Origin of the sequence: Sutcliffiella sp. FSL R7-0096, from assembly GCF_038595065.1 — a bacterium.
Taxonomy (GTDB): Bacteria; Bacillota; Bacilli; order Bacillales; family Bacillaceae_I; genus Sutcliffiella_A.
This window is the reverse complement of record NZ_CP152003.1, coordinates 1,726,684-1,742,142: the sequence shown is the minus strand read 5'-3', so window position 1 is coordinate 1,742,142 and position 15,459 is coordinate 1,726,684. Positions and strand designations below refer to the sequence as shown.

The 15,459-nt window shown below is 40.7% G+C and carries 20 protein-coding genes and 1 pseudogene; 7 read left to right on the top strand and 14 right to left on the bottom strand.

The annotated features are described in order from the left end of the window. Positions 1-48 precede the first annotated feature (48 nt). Together MKY77_RS08965 and MKY77_RS08960 are read right to left on the bottom strand one after the other, a co-directional pair. On the bottom strand, positions 49-1,089 hold the full coding sequence (locus tag MKY77_RS08965; protein ID WP_339145501.1) for a LysM peptidoglycan-binding domain-containing protein: 1,041 nt from the start codon (positions 1,087-1,089) through the stop codon (positions 49-51). Between the two features lie 152 nt (positions 1,090-1,241). After that, positions 1,242-1,708, bottom strand: a pseudogene (locus tag MKY77_RS08960) (manganese catalase family protein); the annotation flags it as partial. Positions 1,709-1,849: 141 nt separating this feature from the next. On the opposite strand from MKY77_RS08960, the gene MKY77_RS08955 reads away from it, so the two are divergent. The 3 genes from MKY77_RS08955 to MKY77_RS08945 all read left to right on the top strand — a co-directional run bounded on the left by MKY77_RS08955 (position 1,850) and on the right by MKY77_RS08945 (position 3,385). Beyond that, positions 1,850-1,942, top strand: a complete 93-nt coding sequence (locus MKY77_RS08955) for a YjcZ family sporulation protein (RefSeq protein WP_339145500.1) — start codon at positions 1,850-1,852, stop codon at positions 1,940-1,942. 189 nt (positions 1,943-2,131) lie between these two features. Continuing rightward, entirely contained in the window at positions 2,132-2,605 is a 474-nt protein-coding gene (locus tag MKY77_RS08950; RefSeq protein WP_339145499.1) for a hypothetical protein, read from the top strand. Between the two features lie 6 nt (positions 2,606-2,611). Continuing rightward, positions 2,612-3,385: an alpha/beta hydrolase gene (locus MKY77_RS08945; RefSeq protein WP_339145498.1), complete on the top strand. Its 774-nt coding sequence runs from the start codon at positions 2,612-2,614 to the stop codon at positions 3,383-3,385. Between the two features lie 297 nt (positions 3,386-3,682). Here MKY77_RS08945 and MKY77_RS08940 read toward each other — a convergent pair whose 3' ends face one another. Then, the gene (locus tag MKY77_RS08940; RefSeq protein WP_339145497.1) at positions 3,683-3,946 is read right to left on the bottom strand and encodes a hypothetical protein; all 264 of its coding nucleotides are present in this window, start codon (positions 3,944-3,946) and stop codon (positions 3,683-3,685) included. Between the two features lie 361 nt (positions 3,947-4,307). Here MKY77_RS08940 and MKY77_RS08935 point away from each other — a divergent pair, with 361 nt between their 5' ends. The 3 genes from MKY77_RS08935 to MKY77_RS08925 all read left to right on the top strand — a co-directional run bounded on the left by MKY77_RS08935 (position 4,308) and on the right by MKY77_RS08925 (position 7,574). After that, positions 4,308-4,496 carry an aspartyl-phosphate phosphatase Spo0E family protein gene (locus MKY77_RS08935; protein ID WP_339145496.1) on the top strand — a complete coding sequence of 63 codons (189 nt, stop codon included), beginning with the start codon at positions 4,308-4,310 and terminating at the stop codon, positions 4,494-4,496. 872 nt (positions 4,497-5,368) lie between these two features. Beyond that, a complete protein-coding gene (gene argS, locus MKY77_RS08930) occupies positions 5,369-7,042 on the top strand; it encodes an arginine--tRNA ligase (RefSeq protein WP_339149768.1) in 1,674 nt (557 codons plus the stop codon). 76 nt (positions 7,043-7,118) lie between these two features. Next, complete coding sequence (locus MKY77_RS08925) at positions 7,119-7,574, top strand: DUF2269 family protein (protein ID WP_339145495.1); 456 nt, start codon at positions 7,119-7,121, stop codon at positions 7,572-7,574. A gap of 70 nt (positions 7,575-7,644) precedes the next feature. Here the strand turns inward: MKY77_RS08925 and MKY77_RS08920 are convergent, their stop codons facing one another. From MKY77_RS08920 to MKY77_RS08890, 7 genes are all read right to left on the bottom strand, one after another. After that, the gene (locus MKY77_RS08920; RefSeq protein ID WP_339145494.1) at positions 7,645-7,899 is read right to left on the bottom strand and encodes a hypothetical protein; all 255 of its coding nucleotides are present in this window, start codon (positions 7,897-7,899) and stop codon (positions 7,645-7,647) included. A gap of 269 nt (positions 7,900-8,168) precedes the next feature. Next, positions 8,169-9,125, bottom strand: a complete 957-nt coding sequence (locus MKY77_RS08915; protein ID WP_339145493.1) for an ABC transporter permease subunit — start codon at positions 9,123-9,125, stop codon at positions 8,169-8,171. A gap of 2 nt (positions 9,126-9,127) precedes the next feature. Beyond that, positions 9,128-10,045 (bottom strand): ABC transporter ATP-binding protein, encoded by a 918-nt coding sequence (locus MKY77_RS08910; RefSeq protein ID WP_339145492.1) that lies wholly within the window; start codon positions 10,043-10,045, stop codon positions 9,128-9,130. Between the two features lie 19 nt (positions 10,046-10,064). Further along, on the bottom strand, positions 10,065-10,838 hold the full coding sequence (locus MKY77_RS08905) for a hypothetical protein (RefSeq protein WP_339145491.1): 774 nt from the start codon (positions 10,836-10,838) through the stop codon (positions 10,065-10,067). A gap of 13 nt (positions 10,839-10,851) precedes the next feature. Next, positions 10,852-11,544, bottom strand: a complete 693-nt coding sequence (locus MKY77_RS08900; RefSeq protein WP_339145490.1) for an ABC transporter ATP-binding protein — start codon at positions 11,542-11,544, stop codon at positions 10,852-10,854. Next, positions 11,537-11,917 carry a GntR family transcriptional regulator gene (locus tag MKY77_RS08895; RefSeq protein ID WP_339145489.1) on the bottom strand — a complete coding sequence of 127 codons (381 nt, stop codon included), beginning with the start codon at positions 11,915-11,917 and terminating at the stop codon, positions 11,537-11,539. The genes MKY77_RS08900 and MKY77_RS08895 overlap by 8 nt, the downstream gene beginning before the upstream one ends. Next, on the bottom strand, positions 11,914-12,708 hold the full coding sequence (locus tag MKY77_RS08890) for a hypothetical protein (protein WP_339145488.1): 795 nt from the start codon (positions 12,706-12,708) through the stop codon (positions 11,914-11,916). Before MKY77_RS08890 ends, MKY77_RS08895 begins: the two co-directional genes overlap by 4 nt. A gap of 465 nt (positions 12,709-13,173) precedes the next feature. Between MKY77_RS08890 and MKY77_RS08885 the strand changes: the two genes are divergently transcribed. After that, positions 13,174-13,329, top strand: coding sequence for a hypothetical protein (locus MKY77_RS08885; protein WP_339145487.1), 156 nt, complete (start codon positions 13,174-13,176; stop codon positions 13,327-13,329). A 71-nt stretch (positions 13,330-13,400) separates the two neighbouring features. On the opposite strand, the gene MKY77_RS08880 is transcribed toward MKY77_RS08885, so the two are convergent. The 4 genes from MKY77_RS08880 to MKY77_RS08865 form a co-directional block, all read right to left on the bottom strand. Then, a complete protein-coding gene (locus MKY77_RS08880) occupies positions 13,401-13,559 on the bottom strand; it encodes a hypothetical protein (protein ID WP_237661711.1) in 159 nt (52 codons plus the stop codon). 23 nt (positions 13,560-13,582) lie between these two features. Next, positions 13,583-13,918, bottom strand: coding sequence for a TIGR04104 family putative zinc finger protein (locus MKY77_RS08875; RefSeq protein ID WP_339145486.1), 336 nt, complete (start codon positions 13,916-13,918; stop codon positions 13,583-13,585). 304 nt (positions 13,919-14,222) lie between these two features. Then, positions 14,223-14,414 carry a hypothetical protein gene (locus MKY77_RS08870; protein WP_342515700.1) on the bottom strand — a complete coding sequence of 64 codons (192 nt, stop codon included), beginning with the start codon at positions 14,412-14,414 and terminating at the stop codon, positions 14,223-14,225. A gap of 44 nt (positions 14,415-14,458) precedes the next feature. Beyond that, the gene (locus tag MKY77_RS08865) at positions 14,459-15,415 is read right to left on the bottom strand and encodes a nucleoside hydrolase (RefSeq protein WP_339145485.1); all 957 of its coding nucleotides are present in this window, start codon (positions 15,413-15,415) and stop codon (positions 14,459-14,461) included. Between the last annotated feature and the right edge of the window lie 44 nt (positions 15,416-15,459).

Here is a 15,459-nt window from a genome sequence, read left to right as displayed (position 1 = left end):
TTCTCGTTTATTAATCTTGTTTGAGGCCAATATTAATGTTTTGTAAATCTATAAAACCCTTACCGCCTTGACCGCTCTCGGTTTCCAATATGTATTATAAGAAGCGAATGCGACACCCGTGTTTGTTGCAGCATGCAGAAGTGTGTTGGAATCCATTACGATGGAGACATGATTGATTACCCCATCCCCTTCTGTATCGAAAAATACAAGATCTCCTTTGCGGATTTCGCTTAGCGGAATTTCTTTTCCTACATTTCCTTGCTGTGCTGAGGTTCTTGGAAGGCTGATACCATTTTCAGCGAATACTCTCACTGTATAGGAAGAACAATCAAACGCATCTGTTCTGTTTGTGGATGCTCCATACAGATACTTGGCACCCATGTACTTTTTACCTGTTTCGATGATGGCATCCGCCTTTGCTTGCCAGGAAGACTGATCACCCACAGGTGCGCTTGTTGCATTCCCCGGAATTGTTATTACTTGTCCAATTGAAATACGATTGGCATCCTTGATAGCAGGATTAACAGCTAATAATGCGCTCAAAGTTACACCGTGTCTGCTTGCAACAGAAGAGAGGTTGTCCCCGCTTTTAATGGTGTAGGTCCCTGAAGCTTGCGCTGGTTTGCTAGGGCTTGGTGCTGGTTGGGATGGCTGACTTGGGGCGGATGGGGCACCAGCAGCCACATTAATTCTTTGCCCGATGAAAATTCTATTTACGTCTGTGATGGACGGATTTAATTTCAACAGATTAGCTAGGGTCGTTTGATGATTTCTAGCAATCACGGACAGGGAGTCTCCAGCTTTTATTGTATAGGTAGATGACGTCGGTTGGCTTGGGGCAGGGGCAGGTTGGGTTGGGGCAGGTTGCGTGTTGCCTGATCCATTCGCCTTCAATGATAATGTTTGCCCGGGGAAAATAAGGTCACTTTTCAGGTTGTTCCACGTCTTGATATTGCTTACTGTCACCTGATTGTTGGTGGCAATCTTCCAAAGGGAGTCACCTGATTTAACTGTATAATCAGACGCATAAGCATGTCCAGAAAACATAAAGGAAGTTACAAGGGCACCAGCAATTACTTTCTTTTTCATGATTGTTCCATTCTCCTCATAATTTTACTTTTTTCTATGTATAAACTGATGTTAGCATATATTTACCAACAAGAAAATATAAATTTCTTCATAGACTCTTTTAAAACGACAAAAAGCTTGCAGAGAAAAAGGTTCTACAAGCTATCCATTGTCTATATTCCTGCTGAACGCTGCAGCCTCTTTGCAATTTCCATAAAATCCTCATGAGAGATGGTGCGAATTCCTCTGGGACATTTTCCAAATCTGGCATCGGACCTCCAGGTGGTGTTCCTTGAATCACCTCTAGTTTGCCCCCATCTCCTGGATGATTGCCTTTCCAGATCATGGCCACATCCTTGTAGTCAGTAGCACTGAAGGTGTACAGCTTCCTATGCACTCCTTCTGCCTCAAACTTCCGAGTCGTTTCAAAAGCTTTATTCTCCAAACTAGGTATTGGGACAAGCTTGGTAATGTCAACTCCTGTCGCTATTTCCAGCGCCTTGGCATACGCCACGACATGAACGCCGCCCCGTACTAAAAGATATCCGATCATCTCCCTTGCCACAGGGTTGTCGGTCATTTGATACACCCTCATTTTATGGGTTCTAGCCCCGCATTCCAGGAAAAAGTTTTGAAGCACAGCTCTATTAACTTGTATGTGGAAAGGAAATTGTCCTATGACAGGTATATGGCTTTTCATCTCCATACCGGGCATCCGCCCATACACATTTGGTGATTGTTACATAAAGTAAAGTAACAACTTTGGAAAGGGGAGAGGTAAATGAGCAAAGGTACTGACTGTGGATCAGGTTTTACCCTCTTTGTCATCTTATTCATTCTACTTATCATAATTGGAGCCGCATACTTGTGTTAAAAAAGTTTGCTTAAAGGATATCGCAGGGCTAGCATGAGCACCCTGCGTTTTTTCATGCTTTTCTCAGAATAAATTAACATAATTTAGGAGCAATAGGCCAAGCTATTGTTAGAGTAATGGCTGGAGGAGTTTACATGTGGCATAAGTGGATTAATATAACCGGATTATATACATATACAGGGCCGTCCTATGAATAAATCTCTTGAACGTCTATTATGGAGTATCGCCTTACCTGGCTTTGGCCAATTACTCAACAGGAAGTATATCAAGGGGCTTGTGTTCATATTTTTGGAATTCCTTATTAATGTTCTAGCAAATTTCAATTCAATTATCATGTACAGTTTTAATGGGGAGATTGAACGTTCATTCCTTGAGGCAAATTACCTTTGGCTGATGTTTTACCCATGTTTATACTTTTTTTCCATGTGGGATGCCTTCAAAGATGCTGGTGGAGGAAAAGCACCATATTCCTATCTTCCATTTGTCAGCTGCGCTTACATGGTGACGGTCGGACTGATGCTCTCAGGAAAAATAAAACTCTTTGGTATTTTGTTCGGTCCCGTATTCATGCCAATGCTTTTTGTCATCCCTGGATTGTTGATCGGCTTTACAGTTAGAGGAATTATCTTATTTGTGGAGAATAGGAAGATACAGGAGGATTGATTGTTTATGGGGTATGTCCATACAAGGGACAATGTGAAGATATTCTATCGTTTAATAGGGAGAGGGCCAAAGACCATTCTTTTTATTCACCCCCCTGGAATGGGGCATATCACCTTTAAGCAACAATTACCATTATCAAATCATTTTCGACTTTTATACATTGACTTGCGCGGTAATGGAAAAAGCGAAAATGGTGAATATCCCATCCGCTTTTCCTTACTGGCCAGAGATATTTCAGATGTGTGTGAACAGCTAAAAATTTCTAAAGTAATCATTTGCGGGTATTCTAATGGTGCTTCCATCGCACTTGAAACCAGTCTGAACTATCCAAATCTTGTTGAAGGCCTTTTATTGATTGGTGCCTTTCCAAAAGTTGATAGCATGCTCCTTTATAGTGAGTTCCTTCTTGGAATCCTGGTCGCACAATGTAATGGGATGGGTATTATTTCAAAGACAATTGCTTCAGCACATTCGTATTCAAAAAAATTCGCTGAGGAAATGGCAACTTATTTTAAAAAGACAGATGCAAACACCCTTTATCAATACTACAAAGAAGGTTTAACCTACGATTGTTCAGCAAAACTGCGGGATATCACCGCTCCACTACTCCTCATATATGGAGAAATGGACTACTATGTACATCATTATCAAAAAGAGTTCATTGCATCTCTCCCAGATACCAAAGTCGTTTATGTTTCGGGAGCCAAACACCAAATTCCTACAAAATTCCCAAACGAACTGAATGCAATCACCAGAGAATTCATACGAACTCTTAAGTAGTATATATGAAAAGAGCCCTGATCTCTGCCAGGGTTTCAGTGTGTAAACAAAGTATAATCTCAAAGGAATATGCACTACCCATGTTGATCGTAGTGGAAGAAGGCGCCCAGACTCCCTCGGGACAGGTAAGACCCCACAACGGAGTGAGGAGGCTTACGGACCGCCCTGTGGATAAGCAAAGCGCCTGGAACCAATTACATACAAATATAAAAATAAGTGGTGTTGTGTACAGTCTGAGAGCCCTGGAATCGACAAGGGCTCTTTCCGTTGGAATTACTTGAAAATAAAAGGGGTATCTTATGGTTGTTTACTGGATGAGGCGTTTTGGTTTATGCAGTTGTGGGCGATTTTCATCCTGCTTAGGGTTGTTTTAAGTGTGTCGTTTGTGTCTTTCTCACGGTCTAATTGAATATTGGTCATATCTACCATGGCCCGTACTACATTTTCAAAAGCAATTCTTAGCTTCTCCTCCTGGAGGGATTGACCATCCTTGACGATCATCTTGACTAGCTCATTTGCATAGACATTCATTTTCTCCACAGTTTCCACTTTAGCTTTCATCGTATAACCCCCTCCTATAATACCTTTCCTTCAATTTATGAACATCACCAGCTCTACATGCCACTCATTGCCCTTCTTTTTTAACTATGTATAAAGTATTCTATGATAAATGCCTGATTCCTCCCCTTCGACAAAACAAGAGGTCCGCATCTATTTTTTGACTAAAAAGAACAAACTGCAACAGGATAAAACGCCAATATAAACATACTTTAAAGCAGTATTAAAAATACTCATTTTTCCTATGCTATGTTTTTTACTAAAATGCCTTCTTTTTACACATAGCCTATTTTCTTACAGGTTTATATCATCTATAATATAGGAAATCGTGAATATAGGAAATCGTGCTGAGGGAGTGATGAAGATGAAACTCGTAGAACTTGCCGTAGAAAAGAAGCGTGATCAAATGGTAAAGACAGCAATTAAAACCGGATTAACCTCTGTTGAAACGGTAAGGCTAAGTCAAGAACTCGATGAGATGTTGAATATCTTTATTCCTCCAACTCCAGAAGAACAAAAAATAAACCAGGCAAAAGCCAGGAAAAAAGAATAGTTGCATCTCCCAAAATCTTATGTATAATATTTTCAAACATATATAAAATCATCAATGATAAAGAGAGTAGTTCATAGATGGCAAATGAAGCGAAGCAGGGATGGTGAAAGCCTGCTGAAAAGTCTATGAAACGAAGCGCACTTTAGAGATGAATGGGTAAGTCCCCCATACGGACGAAAAGTGGCTTTCCTGATAAGAAGGCAATTAGAGTGGTACCGCGGGCACAAGAAGCAAGCTCGTCTCTTCAATCCAATTGAAGAGACGGGCTTTTTTATATTCTTAAAAATACGTCCTGTTAAAGAAGATTAAGTATTGTATGGAACCACCTGTACCCGAAATAAGCGTAAGTCAGTCGTCATAGAGGCCCTATGGAACCACCAGTACCAGAAAAAAGCGTATGTCAGTCGTCATAGAGGCCCTATGGAACCACCTGTACCCGAAATAAGCGTATGTCAGTCGTCATAGAGGCCCTATGGAACCACCAGGAACCGAAATAAGCGTATGTCAGTCGTCATAGAGGCCCTATGGAACCACCAGTACCAGAAAAAAGCGTATGTCAGTCGTCATAGAGGCCCTATGGAACCACCAGTACCAGAAAAAAGCGTATGTCAGTCGTCATAGAGGCCCTATGGAACCACCAGGAACCGAAATAAGCAGAAGTCAGTCGTCATAGTTTATAGTGTCTTCTAGCTGTTGATTGAAGCAAAGGACCTAGACTCCTCGAAAATGCTCCGTATCGCTTCGCAGCTTTCCTGGTCCTACGGGAGGATCCGCATGCGCCACTTGGATAAGTCAAGCCCGGTCCTGAAATCAACAGCGGTTATTAATAGCACCTCAAAAAAAAGGAGATGTTCCATTTGAAACTGATCAGCATTGCAGCGGAAACCCTTCATCAAGCGATTCCGGAACTTACAATAACACATATTACAAGCTTATTGGAAAAACCAAAACATACTCATCATGGAGACCTTGCCTTTCCATGCTTTGAGCTTGCTAAACAAAAAAGAAAAGCACCAGCCCACATTGCATTGGAACTCACTGACACATTGAAAAGTCCTTGGTTGGATAAAACCGAGGCTGTCGGACCCTATATTAACTTCTTTTTCAAAAAGGATATTTTTCAGCAAAAAGTCGTTCAAACAATATTAGAGCTAAAAGATCAATATGGAAAACTTGATATCGGCAATGGGGAAAACATTGTATTGGACCTCTCGTCTCCTAACATCGCTAAACCTTTCTCCATGGGACATCTTCGCTCGACTGTAATAGGGAATTCCATTGCTAACATTTTGGAAAAGTGCGGTTATCAGACAGTGCGAATCAATTATCTCGGAGATTGGGGGACACAATTTGGCAAACTGATTGCGGCATATTTGAAATGGGGAGAGGAAGTAAAGGTAAAGTCTAATCCCATTCCCGAATTATTAAAGTTATACGTGAAATTTCATGAGGAGGCTTCGAACAACACGACTTTAAATGACGAAGGACGCTATTGGTTCAAGCAGCTTGAGGATGGCAATGAACAGGCACTAAGTCTATGGAGATGGTTTAGAGAGGAATCTTTAAAGGAATTTAATAAAATCTATCAACTTCTTGGCGTGACGTTTAATTCTTATAATGGCGAGGCTTTTTTTAACGATAAGATGGAAGCTGTAGTCAGACTATTGGAGCAAAAAGGGTTGCTCGTAGAATCAGAAGGCGCAGAGGTTGTCGAGCTGGAGGAGAGTACTCCCCTCCCACCTTGTCTTATTAAAAAGTCGGATGGTGCCACACTATACGCAACAAGGGATCTTGCAGCAGCACTTTATAGAAAGCAGGTATATAACTTCTCAAAAGCGCTATATATCGTAGGGCAGGAGCAATCCGTTCATTTTCAGCAAGTGAAAGCTGTATTGAAGAAAGCAGATTTTGCTTGGGCGGAAGAAATGCACCATGTACCTTTTGGGTTACTATTGAAAGAGGGCAAAAAGATGTCCACAAGAAAAGGTAAAGTCGTATTGCTCGAAGAAGTCATCACAGAAGCCATCCAGCTCGCTCTGGATAACATTGAGAGCAAAAATCCAAACCTTCCTAATAAAGGCGAAGTTGCCAAACTAGTCGGAGTGGGAGCAATTATATTTCATGATTTGAAAAATTACCGTTTGAATTCAGTTGAGTTTTCCCTGGAAGATATGTTGAAGTTCGAAGGAGAAACCGGCCCATACGTCCAGTACACCTATGCCCGTGCCAATTCCATTCTTAAGAAAGGAAATTGGACGCCAGTGGCTGTCAATAGTGGATTAAAGGACTCTTATTCATGGGAATTAACCAAGCTTTTGCATGAATTCCCAGCTATGATTGAAAAGGCGAACACAAATTTTGATCCATCTGTACTTGCCAAGCATATCGTGGATATCTGCCAAAGCTTCAACAGCTGGTACGGGCACGTTAAGTTCTTGACAGAGGATGATGAAAAAACCACAAGACTCGCACTTGTGGCCGCAACAGTCATCACAATTAAGGAATCACTTCGTTTACTTGGTATTCAAGCTCCACAAGAAATGTAAAGTAAATTTGCTATAAAAACATGAAACCTCCATCCCCCTCATATATTGAAGTAACAATATGATTGGGGGGATGCCTATGAAATGGCTTGTGCTTATTCATGTTTTGGTTGCAATCATTGGGATTGCTCCCACTTTTTTCGGAACGATCCTGCTCAGGAAACATCAAACCATATCAGATCTCCGTCACAATGTCCTCCTTCAACACAAGCTGGACTACTTCCCGAAAATTGGCGGAACACTTGCAGTTATTACCGGGATTCTTCTCGTCCTCTTTGGCAACTATGGCTCCATTCTCCAATTATGGCTATTCGGCTCCCTTGTCCTTTACCTTAGTATCCAAGTCATTGTAATTGGCTTTATTTCACCCGCCCTTTGTGATCTTCAACGTTGGCTTTTACATCCTGACAACCGAGCATCCACCCAGTTGCCAGCTACACAGACAAGCGCACTCCACAAAGTAAGCAACCTTTATTGGCTGACTATTCTATTAGCTTTTATCATTTTCATCTTAATGATCATCAAACCATCTTGATCTATAGGTCATCCCCTTTGCACCATCAAGAAAGAAGCGAAAAGCAAGCGGAGGTGTTGGCCTATATTGATTAAGACGTGTTACCCATCCCCCCTGAACTTCTTCTTTTCCGGTAGAACGCTTCTCTTCCCATATAACTGTTAAAAAGCAATTCCATCTTTTCTAAATCTTCTTGTGACACGACTGAATCCCGGTCATCCCAATATACATAGGAAATGAAGTAGTACTTCTTTATTGGCGAAAAAAGTACCTTCGAATGAGGAAACTTATCAAAAAAACCGAGTATCTGCCCTTTTTTTCTATAAGAGATATTCACTAACTCCATCCTGATCACCTACTTTATTTAATTCTAGGTCAAAATTATGGACAAGCGTGTCTTATAGTTTTTATACCACCTATGCTTATTCCTTACACTATTTCTTAATGGTGTTATAGCCGTTAGCTTTGAGACTCCCTCTCTGTTACCTTTCATGCTTTTCCGATGAGGCTACGGGCTTTGACACACACTCTTTATGTCTGTCCTATAACTCAAGCAAAAAAAAACGACCACCCCATACTGGAGCAGCCGACTGCATCTTAAAACACTTACTATACTTAAGCAGCTATATCACGCTTCACAAACGTCAAAAAGCTTACCACATGAAGCAATACAAAATACACCAGGAACATCCCAACGGAAAACCAAAAGGTCACCCCGCTGACGACAGGCATGCCATCAAGGAACGTCTGGAAGTGGATATTGGCAAACGGAGAAAATTTCGCAGCTTCGAATTTCATACCCACAAGCGTTGTGATTTGTGTTCCTGTAAATAGCAAGAACAAAGAAATTCCTATTGCCAAGGAGTTATTCCGGAAGACACTTGAAATCATGAAAGCAATGGTAGCAAACATGATGATTCCCAATCCATGGAGACAAAGCTTCAGAAACACATAAAGTATCGGATGAACCTCATAGACCTTTCCTCCCAAATACAGCAAAGAAGGATCGGAATCAAACCCAAACGCAATCGCACCTGTCACAAACGATGTAACAAACAGAATCGCCATGAAAATAGCCATAAACACCAATACACTCAAGTATTTTGCCACTAGGATCTTACTTCTGCTGATTGGGCGGATCATCAAAAGCTTGATGGTTCCCCATGTAAATTCGCTGGCAATCATCCCTCCAGCAATAATAACAACAAAAAGGGTAATAAGACTTGTCAAACCAAGATTTTCATCCATATATGTCCAAACTGAATTGCCTGTTGAGGGCTCTAAATCATTTTCCAAGCGATGCTCATTAATAGCTAGCTGCCGCTCGAGATGTTCTGTTGCTCCGGATCCTTCCTGAATGGTCATTTGAAGGTACTCGTTCTCCTGTTCCAGGCTTTCACGCCAGCCCAATTGTTGCGCTCCCCCTTGATTTCTTGCCTCATCAAGCATAGAACCCATCATGATGGTAAATACAATTCCAACTATGGACAATAACACCAAAATCGCACTCATCACATAGAAACTCGGCCTTCTAAACCATTTAATCAGTTCATTTTGAATCAGATTTTTCATTGTCAGGCACCTCTTTCCTGTGATGTTTTTTCCAGGAATTTATCTTCCAGCGTCTTAATTACTTCTTTTATTTCAAAAACACCAATATCTCGTTCTACCAATTTCTTAATAATAAGAGGTACACTTTCCCGTTCTATCTCTACTTGCAACACGCCACCATTCTTAGTATGAGGTATCTCCATTTCACGCATCAATTTCATCGCTTCTTCCGCTGACTCGCAATCCAATTGGTAAAGTGTTTTCCCGCCATCCTGTATAAAGTCCCTGATACTCTGGATATCTATCAGTTCCCCCTTCTGTATGATTCCCACTCGATCACACATCAGTTCCATTTCGGATAATAGATGACTAGAGACCACAATCGCCATCTCTTCTTCCCTTGCCAGGCTTCGCAAATAGTCACGTATTTCACGGATACCTGCTGGGTCCAATCCGTTTGTTGGTTCGTCGAGAATAAGCACTTTCGGTTTATGTAGCAAGGCCTGGGCAATGCCTAAGCGCTGTCTCATTCCTAAGGAATAAGTCTTCACTTTTTCACGGATACGTCCGGTCAATCCGACCAGCTCAATTACTTCATCAAGGCGCTCTTCCGTAACCCCAGGCACCATCCGTGCATACTGCTTCAGGTTTTGATAGCCTGTAAGGAACTTATACATTTCCGGATTCTCGACAATTGCCCCAACTTGACGGACCGCTTTTTCAAAGTCAGTCTTGATACTTACTCCGTCAATATGGATATCTCCAGATGTAATATTCATTAGGCCGACCATCATTCGGATGGTGGTCGTTTTCCCGGCTCCGTTTGGGCCAAGGAAACCGAATACCTCCCCCTTATACACTTCAAAAGACACATTTTTGATAATTTCTTTACTTCCAATGTCCTTACAAACATTCGATAGCTGTACTGCAACTTCATTCATTCTGTCATACTCCTCCTTTTTAGATCTCCATTTTTTTCACATTACGGGCAGATAGGAAAAACACAAGTAGCGAAACTAGTAAAAACAATATTACCAATGCAAATGAAAACTCAGTTATGGAGACCCCCATTGAAAATTCCTGGTATTCCTCTGTTTCGTATTTTATTTTTGTTCCTATAGATACTGCTGGGAAACTGCCGATTGTTTTCATTCGTTCATACAATGTGCTCATCATGAATCCTTTATGAAACTCCACGATAAAATAAGCGATAAATCCAATAGGGGCGAATCGCAATAATCCAAATCTCTTGCCCTTTGCTGCAGCATATTGGGACCAAATAAAGATAGCCCAGACTCCCAAATACAAACCGACCCCTAATACGGACCAAACCAACGCTAGTGCTTCCGATAACGACTTTCCTTGTAAAAAAGACTCCCCGAAGAGGATACAGGCAATCGCATATAAGCCTATCGCAAAAGATAGTGATAGTAGACAATTGAGAATGGAGATAACCAGTTTACTAGATAGGAGGCCATAAGAAGGATTCGGGTTATGCAACCACAGCTTTAGTTTTTGTTCTCTCCCAAAGTTTATAAATATATCTGTTGCAATGTATGCAATGTGAAGGACTATAAGTGTTAAGGAGATAGACGTAGCAACCAACGGCTCACTCAACCGAAAGGAGACAGCAACGCCGAACATCCAGACAATCAGGAGAAACAGATAACTCTGCAGTTGCCCCTTCATCGAAACTTTCCAATCTTTGGCCATAAGCCCCGTGTAATAGCCCATTTCTTCATCCCTCCTATTCTTGTAAATTCGCAATCATCCAGTCTTTGACGGACAGACCATCCGACTCCCTAAGATGTTCTACGTCCTGATGCGCGATAAAGTTTCCATTTTTCAATAGAATCACTTCATCCAGGAGAGATTCGATCTCATCAATTTCATGAGTGGCAATGATCAACGTCTGTTTTCCGAAATCGAGAAAAGTCAGCAGTCCCTTTACAATGGAATCTCTCACCATTGGATCCAGTCCGGAAAAAGGTTCATCCAAGAGGATATAATCTGCTTCCCTGGATAATGCCATTACCAGCTTGAGCCTGCCTCGATTTCCTTTGGATAGTGCTTTAATCTTTTTTTTCTTTTCGAGTTTCATGAACAGCAAAAGCTCTTCCGCCTTTTGCATGCTGAAATCTTTAAATTGGGAGTCATAGAACTTCACCATGTCTCCAACGGATAACGTATCATAAAATAAATCAAGCTCCGTTAAATAAGCGACTTTATTCGCAATCTTCCTGGTTGCCAATTCCCCGTCCAGGGTCACTTTCCCTTGATTGGGTCTGACCAACCCAGCTATCATTTTTAGCGTAGTCGATTTACCGCTCCCATTTGGTCCAAGGAGTCCAATGATTTTCCCCTTGGCCAAAGTTAAATTTGCATCTTTCACCGCAATATCACTGCCGTATTTTTTACTGACCTGCTCAAACTTAATCATGCTCTTTCCCCCCCCCTGCCAAAAATTTCTCTACACTCTCCACTATTTCTTTCTCTGATGCCCCTATCTCCTTCATACTCTGTACAAACCCTTCCACCACTTTGTTCTCGAGATCTCTTTTCAGATCCATAAGCATCCCCTCATTCTCCGTAACAAATGTCCCCTGCCCTCTCCTTGATTCCACGATTTCCATCCTCTCCATCTCACTATACGTTCTTTGAATGGTGTTAGGATTTACACCTGATTGGATTGCCATCTCCCGTACCGATGGAAGTTTACTTCCCGGTTTCACGATTCCACGCACGATCTCTTTACTGATTCGGTCCATTATTTGCAGATAGATAGGTTTATCTGATTCATATTTTGCCGTCATCTTACTTCCACCACCTTATTCAAGAGCCAGCTAGATAGCGAGAACAGCCATACTATTTTTAACAAAGTAATAATTACCCCTGCCAGAGTCATGGTTTCTGCGCTCGACCTGAACCCTATCCCATCTTCTTCCATATAAACATTCATGAATTTCGCCATTTCAAACGGTACAGGTAATACTGTTTCAAATACCGTCAATACATGACTTTCTAAAAAATTTGCAGCCATAAAGAAAAACATAATCAATAAAATAAACAGAACCATTCTGAATTTCAATACGTAATGGTATTGACCCATAACATGGTAGATAGTCCAAAAAAACATGTAGTACATTCCGAGTTCCAAGCCGCTAACCGTTACTTGTACCACCATCGACACAACCGAGCTGATGGTTATAAACTCCAATTCAAATTTTCCAATCATTTCTGCTGCCGCAAAATTCACTGTTAGTGTTAGTAATAGAAGGGCAAATACGATGCTCACAGCTTGAAGGTATACCGCTGTCACTAGCTTGCTACCTAAAAGTTTGGAAGTTGAATGGGGATTATGCAACCAAAGTTGCGACTTCTCCTCCATGTACAGGCCTGCCCCCACTATCCATGTCACATAAAGAATATGCGCGGCAATGATCATAATGGTAATAAGTAAGAGTATTGTGGCATTACCGGTGAATACAGTCCAACCCAATCCTACAAACCAGACAAAAAGCATAGTACATAGAAGAAAAATAAAACTGTTTTTTAATAAAAGCCAATCCTTTCTCATCAAACCATTCAGAGCATTTTTTTCCATAATAACTCCTCATTCCGTCTTAGTGTTCTAGTTAGATAGTACACTAAGACAACCAAATGCGTCAATACGGAAATTCAATTATTTTATAGTCGGTAGTGCTAAACATTCCAAATATTATTCCGATAAAACAAATAAGCCTTTTTAAAAAAGCTCTTTTCTCAAAGATTGTTGCTATTCACTAGTAAAAAGTCGGCAATTGGACTTTTTACTGCTTGGATACTCTCGATATGCATGAAATATAAATAGTGTTCCAACGAAAAGAGCACGACAGTAAGTAATATTACGGATGGTATAAAAATACGTAATAGCAACAAAGTTTACGAAATCAGCCTTATAAAAAGAAAAATGACACTGTTGTACATAAATTTAGTTTTTTTTACAAATTTCTACTTAATTACTTAAAATTTGTTAGAATATTTTGTATAATATACTTACAAATTTCTTCATGTGTGTAGGAGTGAAGTGATGGATACGAGAGCGAGAAGAATTGTACGTAATAACAAAAAAAGTCAATTTCATTTTTTGATTGTGTTAAAGGACTTCATCAGTTCTTTTGTTCTTCATGCAATTTCACTAGTAATAGTTGGTGCATTTTTAATCTGGGTATTGAATCAAGTCTAAAAATAAACCGAAACAAAAAAAAAGAGAAGATCCATAGCTGATCTTCTCGTTTTTTCATATCGTGGTAAGACTTATTTCTTTTTATGAAGGGGGACCACATTTCTAGTTTCCCATTTTGCTTCCAACTCTATGATACGATCTTCCAATTTCCTGTTGGTTGCATGAAGACGGTAAAAAATTGGAATATAAATAAGGATGATAAAGCCTACCGCCGAAAAGAAAGATGTCATGTTAATCCCTCACTTTAATAAACTCATTTTTTCTTCTCTTCTTCTACCGGTTGCTGTTTTGCCTTTTTATAGCGGACCTTTGTTGCAGCATAGAACACTCCTATAGATCCGAAAATCAATACAATGAGTACTTGGCTCCATCTTGTATAGAGGATACCTAACAAGGCGCTTAGCATATAAGCGATAAGTATTGGTATCAGCACTGTGTAAAGGGACAGAATGAAGCGGAATTTTTCATCCACTTCATAAATCGTATTGCACCCTTCACACTTGATGGGACGATAGCCGAAAAATACGGAGGTCAACCTTGTTTTATATCTTACTTCCTCTTTGCAGTTTGGACATTGCTGAAATGACATGTGCTATTCCCCTTTTTTCTCTTCCCACAGTAAACTTTTTGTTTCAAATTTTCCTATAATTTAATTCTATCAAATAGAAGCTTAAAGGAATAGAAAAAAATCCAGGCCGCTCTTATTGAGCGCCTGAATTATTCATTTAAACTCACCTTTTCCTTTCGTTCCAGTTGTCCTCTTATCCAGAGGGCGATGCTTGAGCCTCCTCACAACGTTTCAGGGGTCAATCTACCGCTACCTCCCTCCGGAGTCACTCACCTTGCACTTCTGTCAACAGGGTAGAATTGCTTATTCATTTGTCCCAACAGGTCTATTCGCTTTGTGGTGTCTCCTTTACATTTTTCCAAACATTGATAACAAAAAGCACAACACCCAGTGTGGTTAGATTAGCTCCCACTATGGTGAGTACCAATAACGTATCATTACCATACACCCCCAGAGCCAATCCTGCCATCATCAATGGTTCTTCATGAGAATACACTTTCATAGTACGTACCATCATGAGTCTTTAGAACTGGGTCCTTCCTTATTTCCACACTACCAAATTCATGTTTGTCTTGATAAAGAATTAGACATGACCTTTACAAAATTTTCCGAAAAAGAGGGATAATCCACTTCCAAGGCAATGGTAAGCTTATTGCCTTCTTCATCTGGTATTGGTCGAAAATCAGCCATGCTGACGCCACGAAGGTTCCCCTCGTCCAATCCTACAGTCACCACCTTTTCCACATATTTAAATGCTTGAGGGGTGGTCACAGCAAAAAGAGTCATCACATCATGCAAGGGACTTCCTTCTATACCTGGAACGAGCTTTTGGTACGCTTCATAATAATAGTCAAAAATCTCTTTGATGAGGACTTGAAAAGGATTATTCTCTCCTTGCATGATTTGATCAATCATCTCTGGTGTGATGATTGCCTCATTCGTGACATTCAACGGATATAATACGCCCTGTTTCACCTTTTCCATCACTAAACTAGCTGCAATGGGATCTCCGTAAAAATTCGCTTCCGCTCCTGCCGTCACATTTCCTGGTGTGAGAAAGGCACCACCCATTAAATAGAAGCCTTTTACCGTATTCATCGTCTCCTCACCTGCAAGATTAAAAGAAATAGCCAAGGAAGTGGCTCGACCCACATCCACAATAATCAATTCTTCCCCATATTCTTCAATCACCTTAAAAATTGCATCAAAGTTTAGAAGTTCCCCTTTGATGGTCGGTGGGGGCTTAATAGGACCTAGCCCCTGCTCACCGTGAATTTCCGGATAGAATGGGGTGAACTCACCTGAAAGCGGTGTTTTCGCTCCTCCAATTAATATCACATCTTTTCTATCTGCAAGTTCAAGCAAATAAGCAACATTTTGGGTTGCTTGTTCTTGATCGACATTACCGTAACTTGTCACGATTCCGACCAATTCAATCTCTGGATTCAACAGTGCATAAATGATGGCCAATGAATCATCAATACCAGGGTCACAATATAATAAGACCTTTTGAGGCATGGGATTCCTCCTTCATAGGGCATTAGTTAATTATATTCCTAAAC

What these genes read in the sequence shown, in the direction of transcription:
- MKY77_RS08865 (WP_339145485.1), bottom strand. Translation starts at nt 15,415, where the DNA reads ATGCCTCAAAAGGTCTTATTATATTGTGACCCTGGTATTGATGATTCA.
- MKY77_RS08945 (WP_339145498.1), top strand. Translation starts at nt 2,612, where the DNA reads ATGGGGTATGTCCATACAAGGGACAATGTGAAGATATTCTATCGTTTA.
- MKY77_RS08885 (WP_339145487.1), top strand. Translation starts at nt 13,174, where the DNA reads ATGGATACGAGAGCGAGAAGAATTGTACGTAATAACAAAAAAAGTCAA.
- MKY77_RS08880 (WP_237661711.1), bottom strand. Translation starts at nt 13,559, where the DNA reads ATGACATCTTTCTTTTCGGCGGTAGGCTTTATCATCCTTATTTATATT.
- MKY77_RS08950 (WP_339145499.1), top strand. Translation starts at nt 2,132, where the DNA reads ATGAATAAATCTCTTGAACGTCTATTATGGAGTATCGCCTTACCTGGC.
- MKY77_RS08900 (WP_339145490.1), bottom strand. Translation starts at nt 11,544, where the DNA reads ATGATTAAGTTTGAGCAGGTCAGTAAAAAATACGGCAGTGATATTGCG.
- MKY77_RS08965 (WP_339145501.1), bottom strand. Translation starts at nt 1,089, where the DNA reads ATGAAAAAGAAAGTAATTGCTGGTGCCCTTGTAACTTCCTTTATGTTT.
- MKY77_RS08905 (WP_339145491.1), bottom strand. Translation starts at nt 10,838, where the DNA reads ATGGGCTATTACACGGGGCTTATGGCCAAAGATTGGAAAGTTTCGATG.
- MKY77_RS08875 (WP_339145486.1), bottom strand. Translation starts at nt 13,918, where the DNA reads ATGTCATTTCAGCAATGTCCAAACTGCAAAGAGGAAGTAAGATATAAA.
- MKY77_RS08915 (WP_339145493.1), bottom strand. Translation starts at nt 9,125, where the DNA reads ATGAAAAATCTGATTCAAAATGAACTGATTAAATGGTTTAGAAGGCCG.
- MKY77_RS08955 (WP_339145500.1), top strand. Translation starts at nt 1,850, where the DNA reads ATGAGCAAAGGTACTGACTGTGGATCAGGTTTTACCCTCTTTGTCATC.
- MKY77_RS08940 (WP_339145497.1), bottom strand. Translation starts at nt 3,946, where the DNA reads ATGAAAGCTAAAGTGGAAACTGTGGAGAAAATGAATGTCTATGCAAAT.
- MKY77_RS08895 (WP_339145489.1), bottom strand. Translation starts at nt 11,917, where the DNA reads ATGACGGCAAAATATGAATCAGATAAACCTATCTATCTGCAAATAATG.
- MKY77_RS08870 (WP_342515700.1), bottom strand. Translation starts at nt 14,414, where the DNA reads ATGATGGTACGTACTATGAAAGTGTATTCTCATGAAGAACCATTGATG.
- MKY77_RS08925 (WP_339145495.1), top strand. Translation starts at nt 7,119, where the DNA reads ATGAAATGGCTTGTGCTTATTCATGTTTTGGTTGCAATCATTGGGATT.
- MKY77_RS08910 (WP_339145492.1), bottom strand. Translation starts at nt 10,045, where the DNA reads ATGAATGAAGTTGCAGTACAGCTATCGAATGTTTGTAAGGACATTGGA.
- MKY77_RS08935 (WP_339145496.1), top strand. Translation starts at nt 4,308, where the DNA reads ATGAAACTCGTAGAACTTGCCGTAGAAAAGAAGCGTGATCAAATGGTA.
- MKY77_RS08890 (WP_339145488.1), bottom strand. Translation starts at nt 12,708, where the DNA reads ATGGAAAAAAATGCTCTGAATGGTTTGATGAGAAAGGATTGGCTTTTA.
- MKY77_RS08920 (WP_339145494.1), bottom strand. Translation starts at nt 7,899, where the DNA reads ATGGAGTTAGTGAATATCTCTTATAGAAAAAAAGGGCAGATACTCGGT.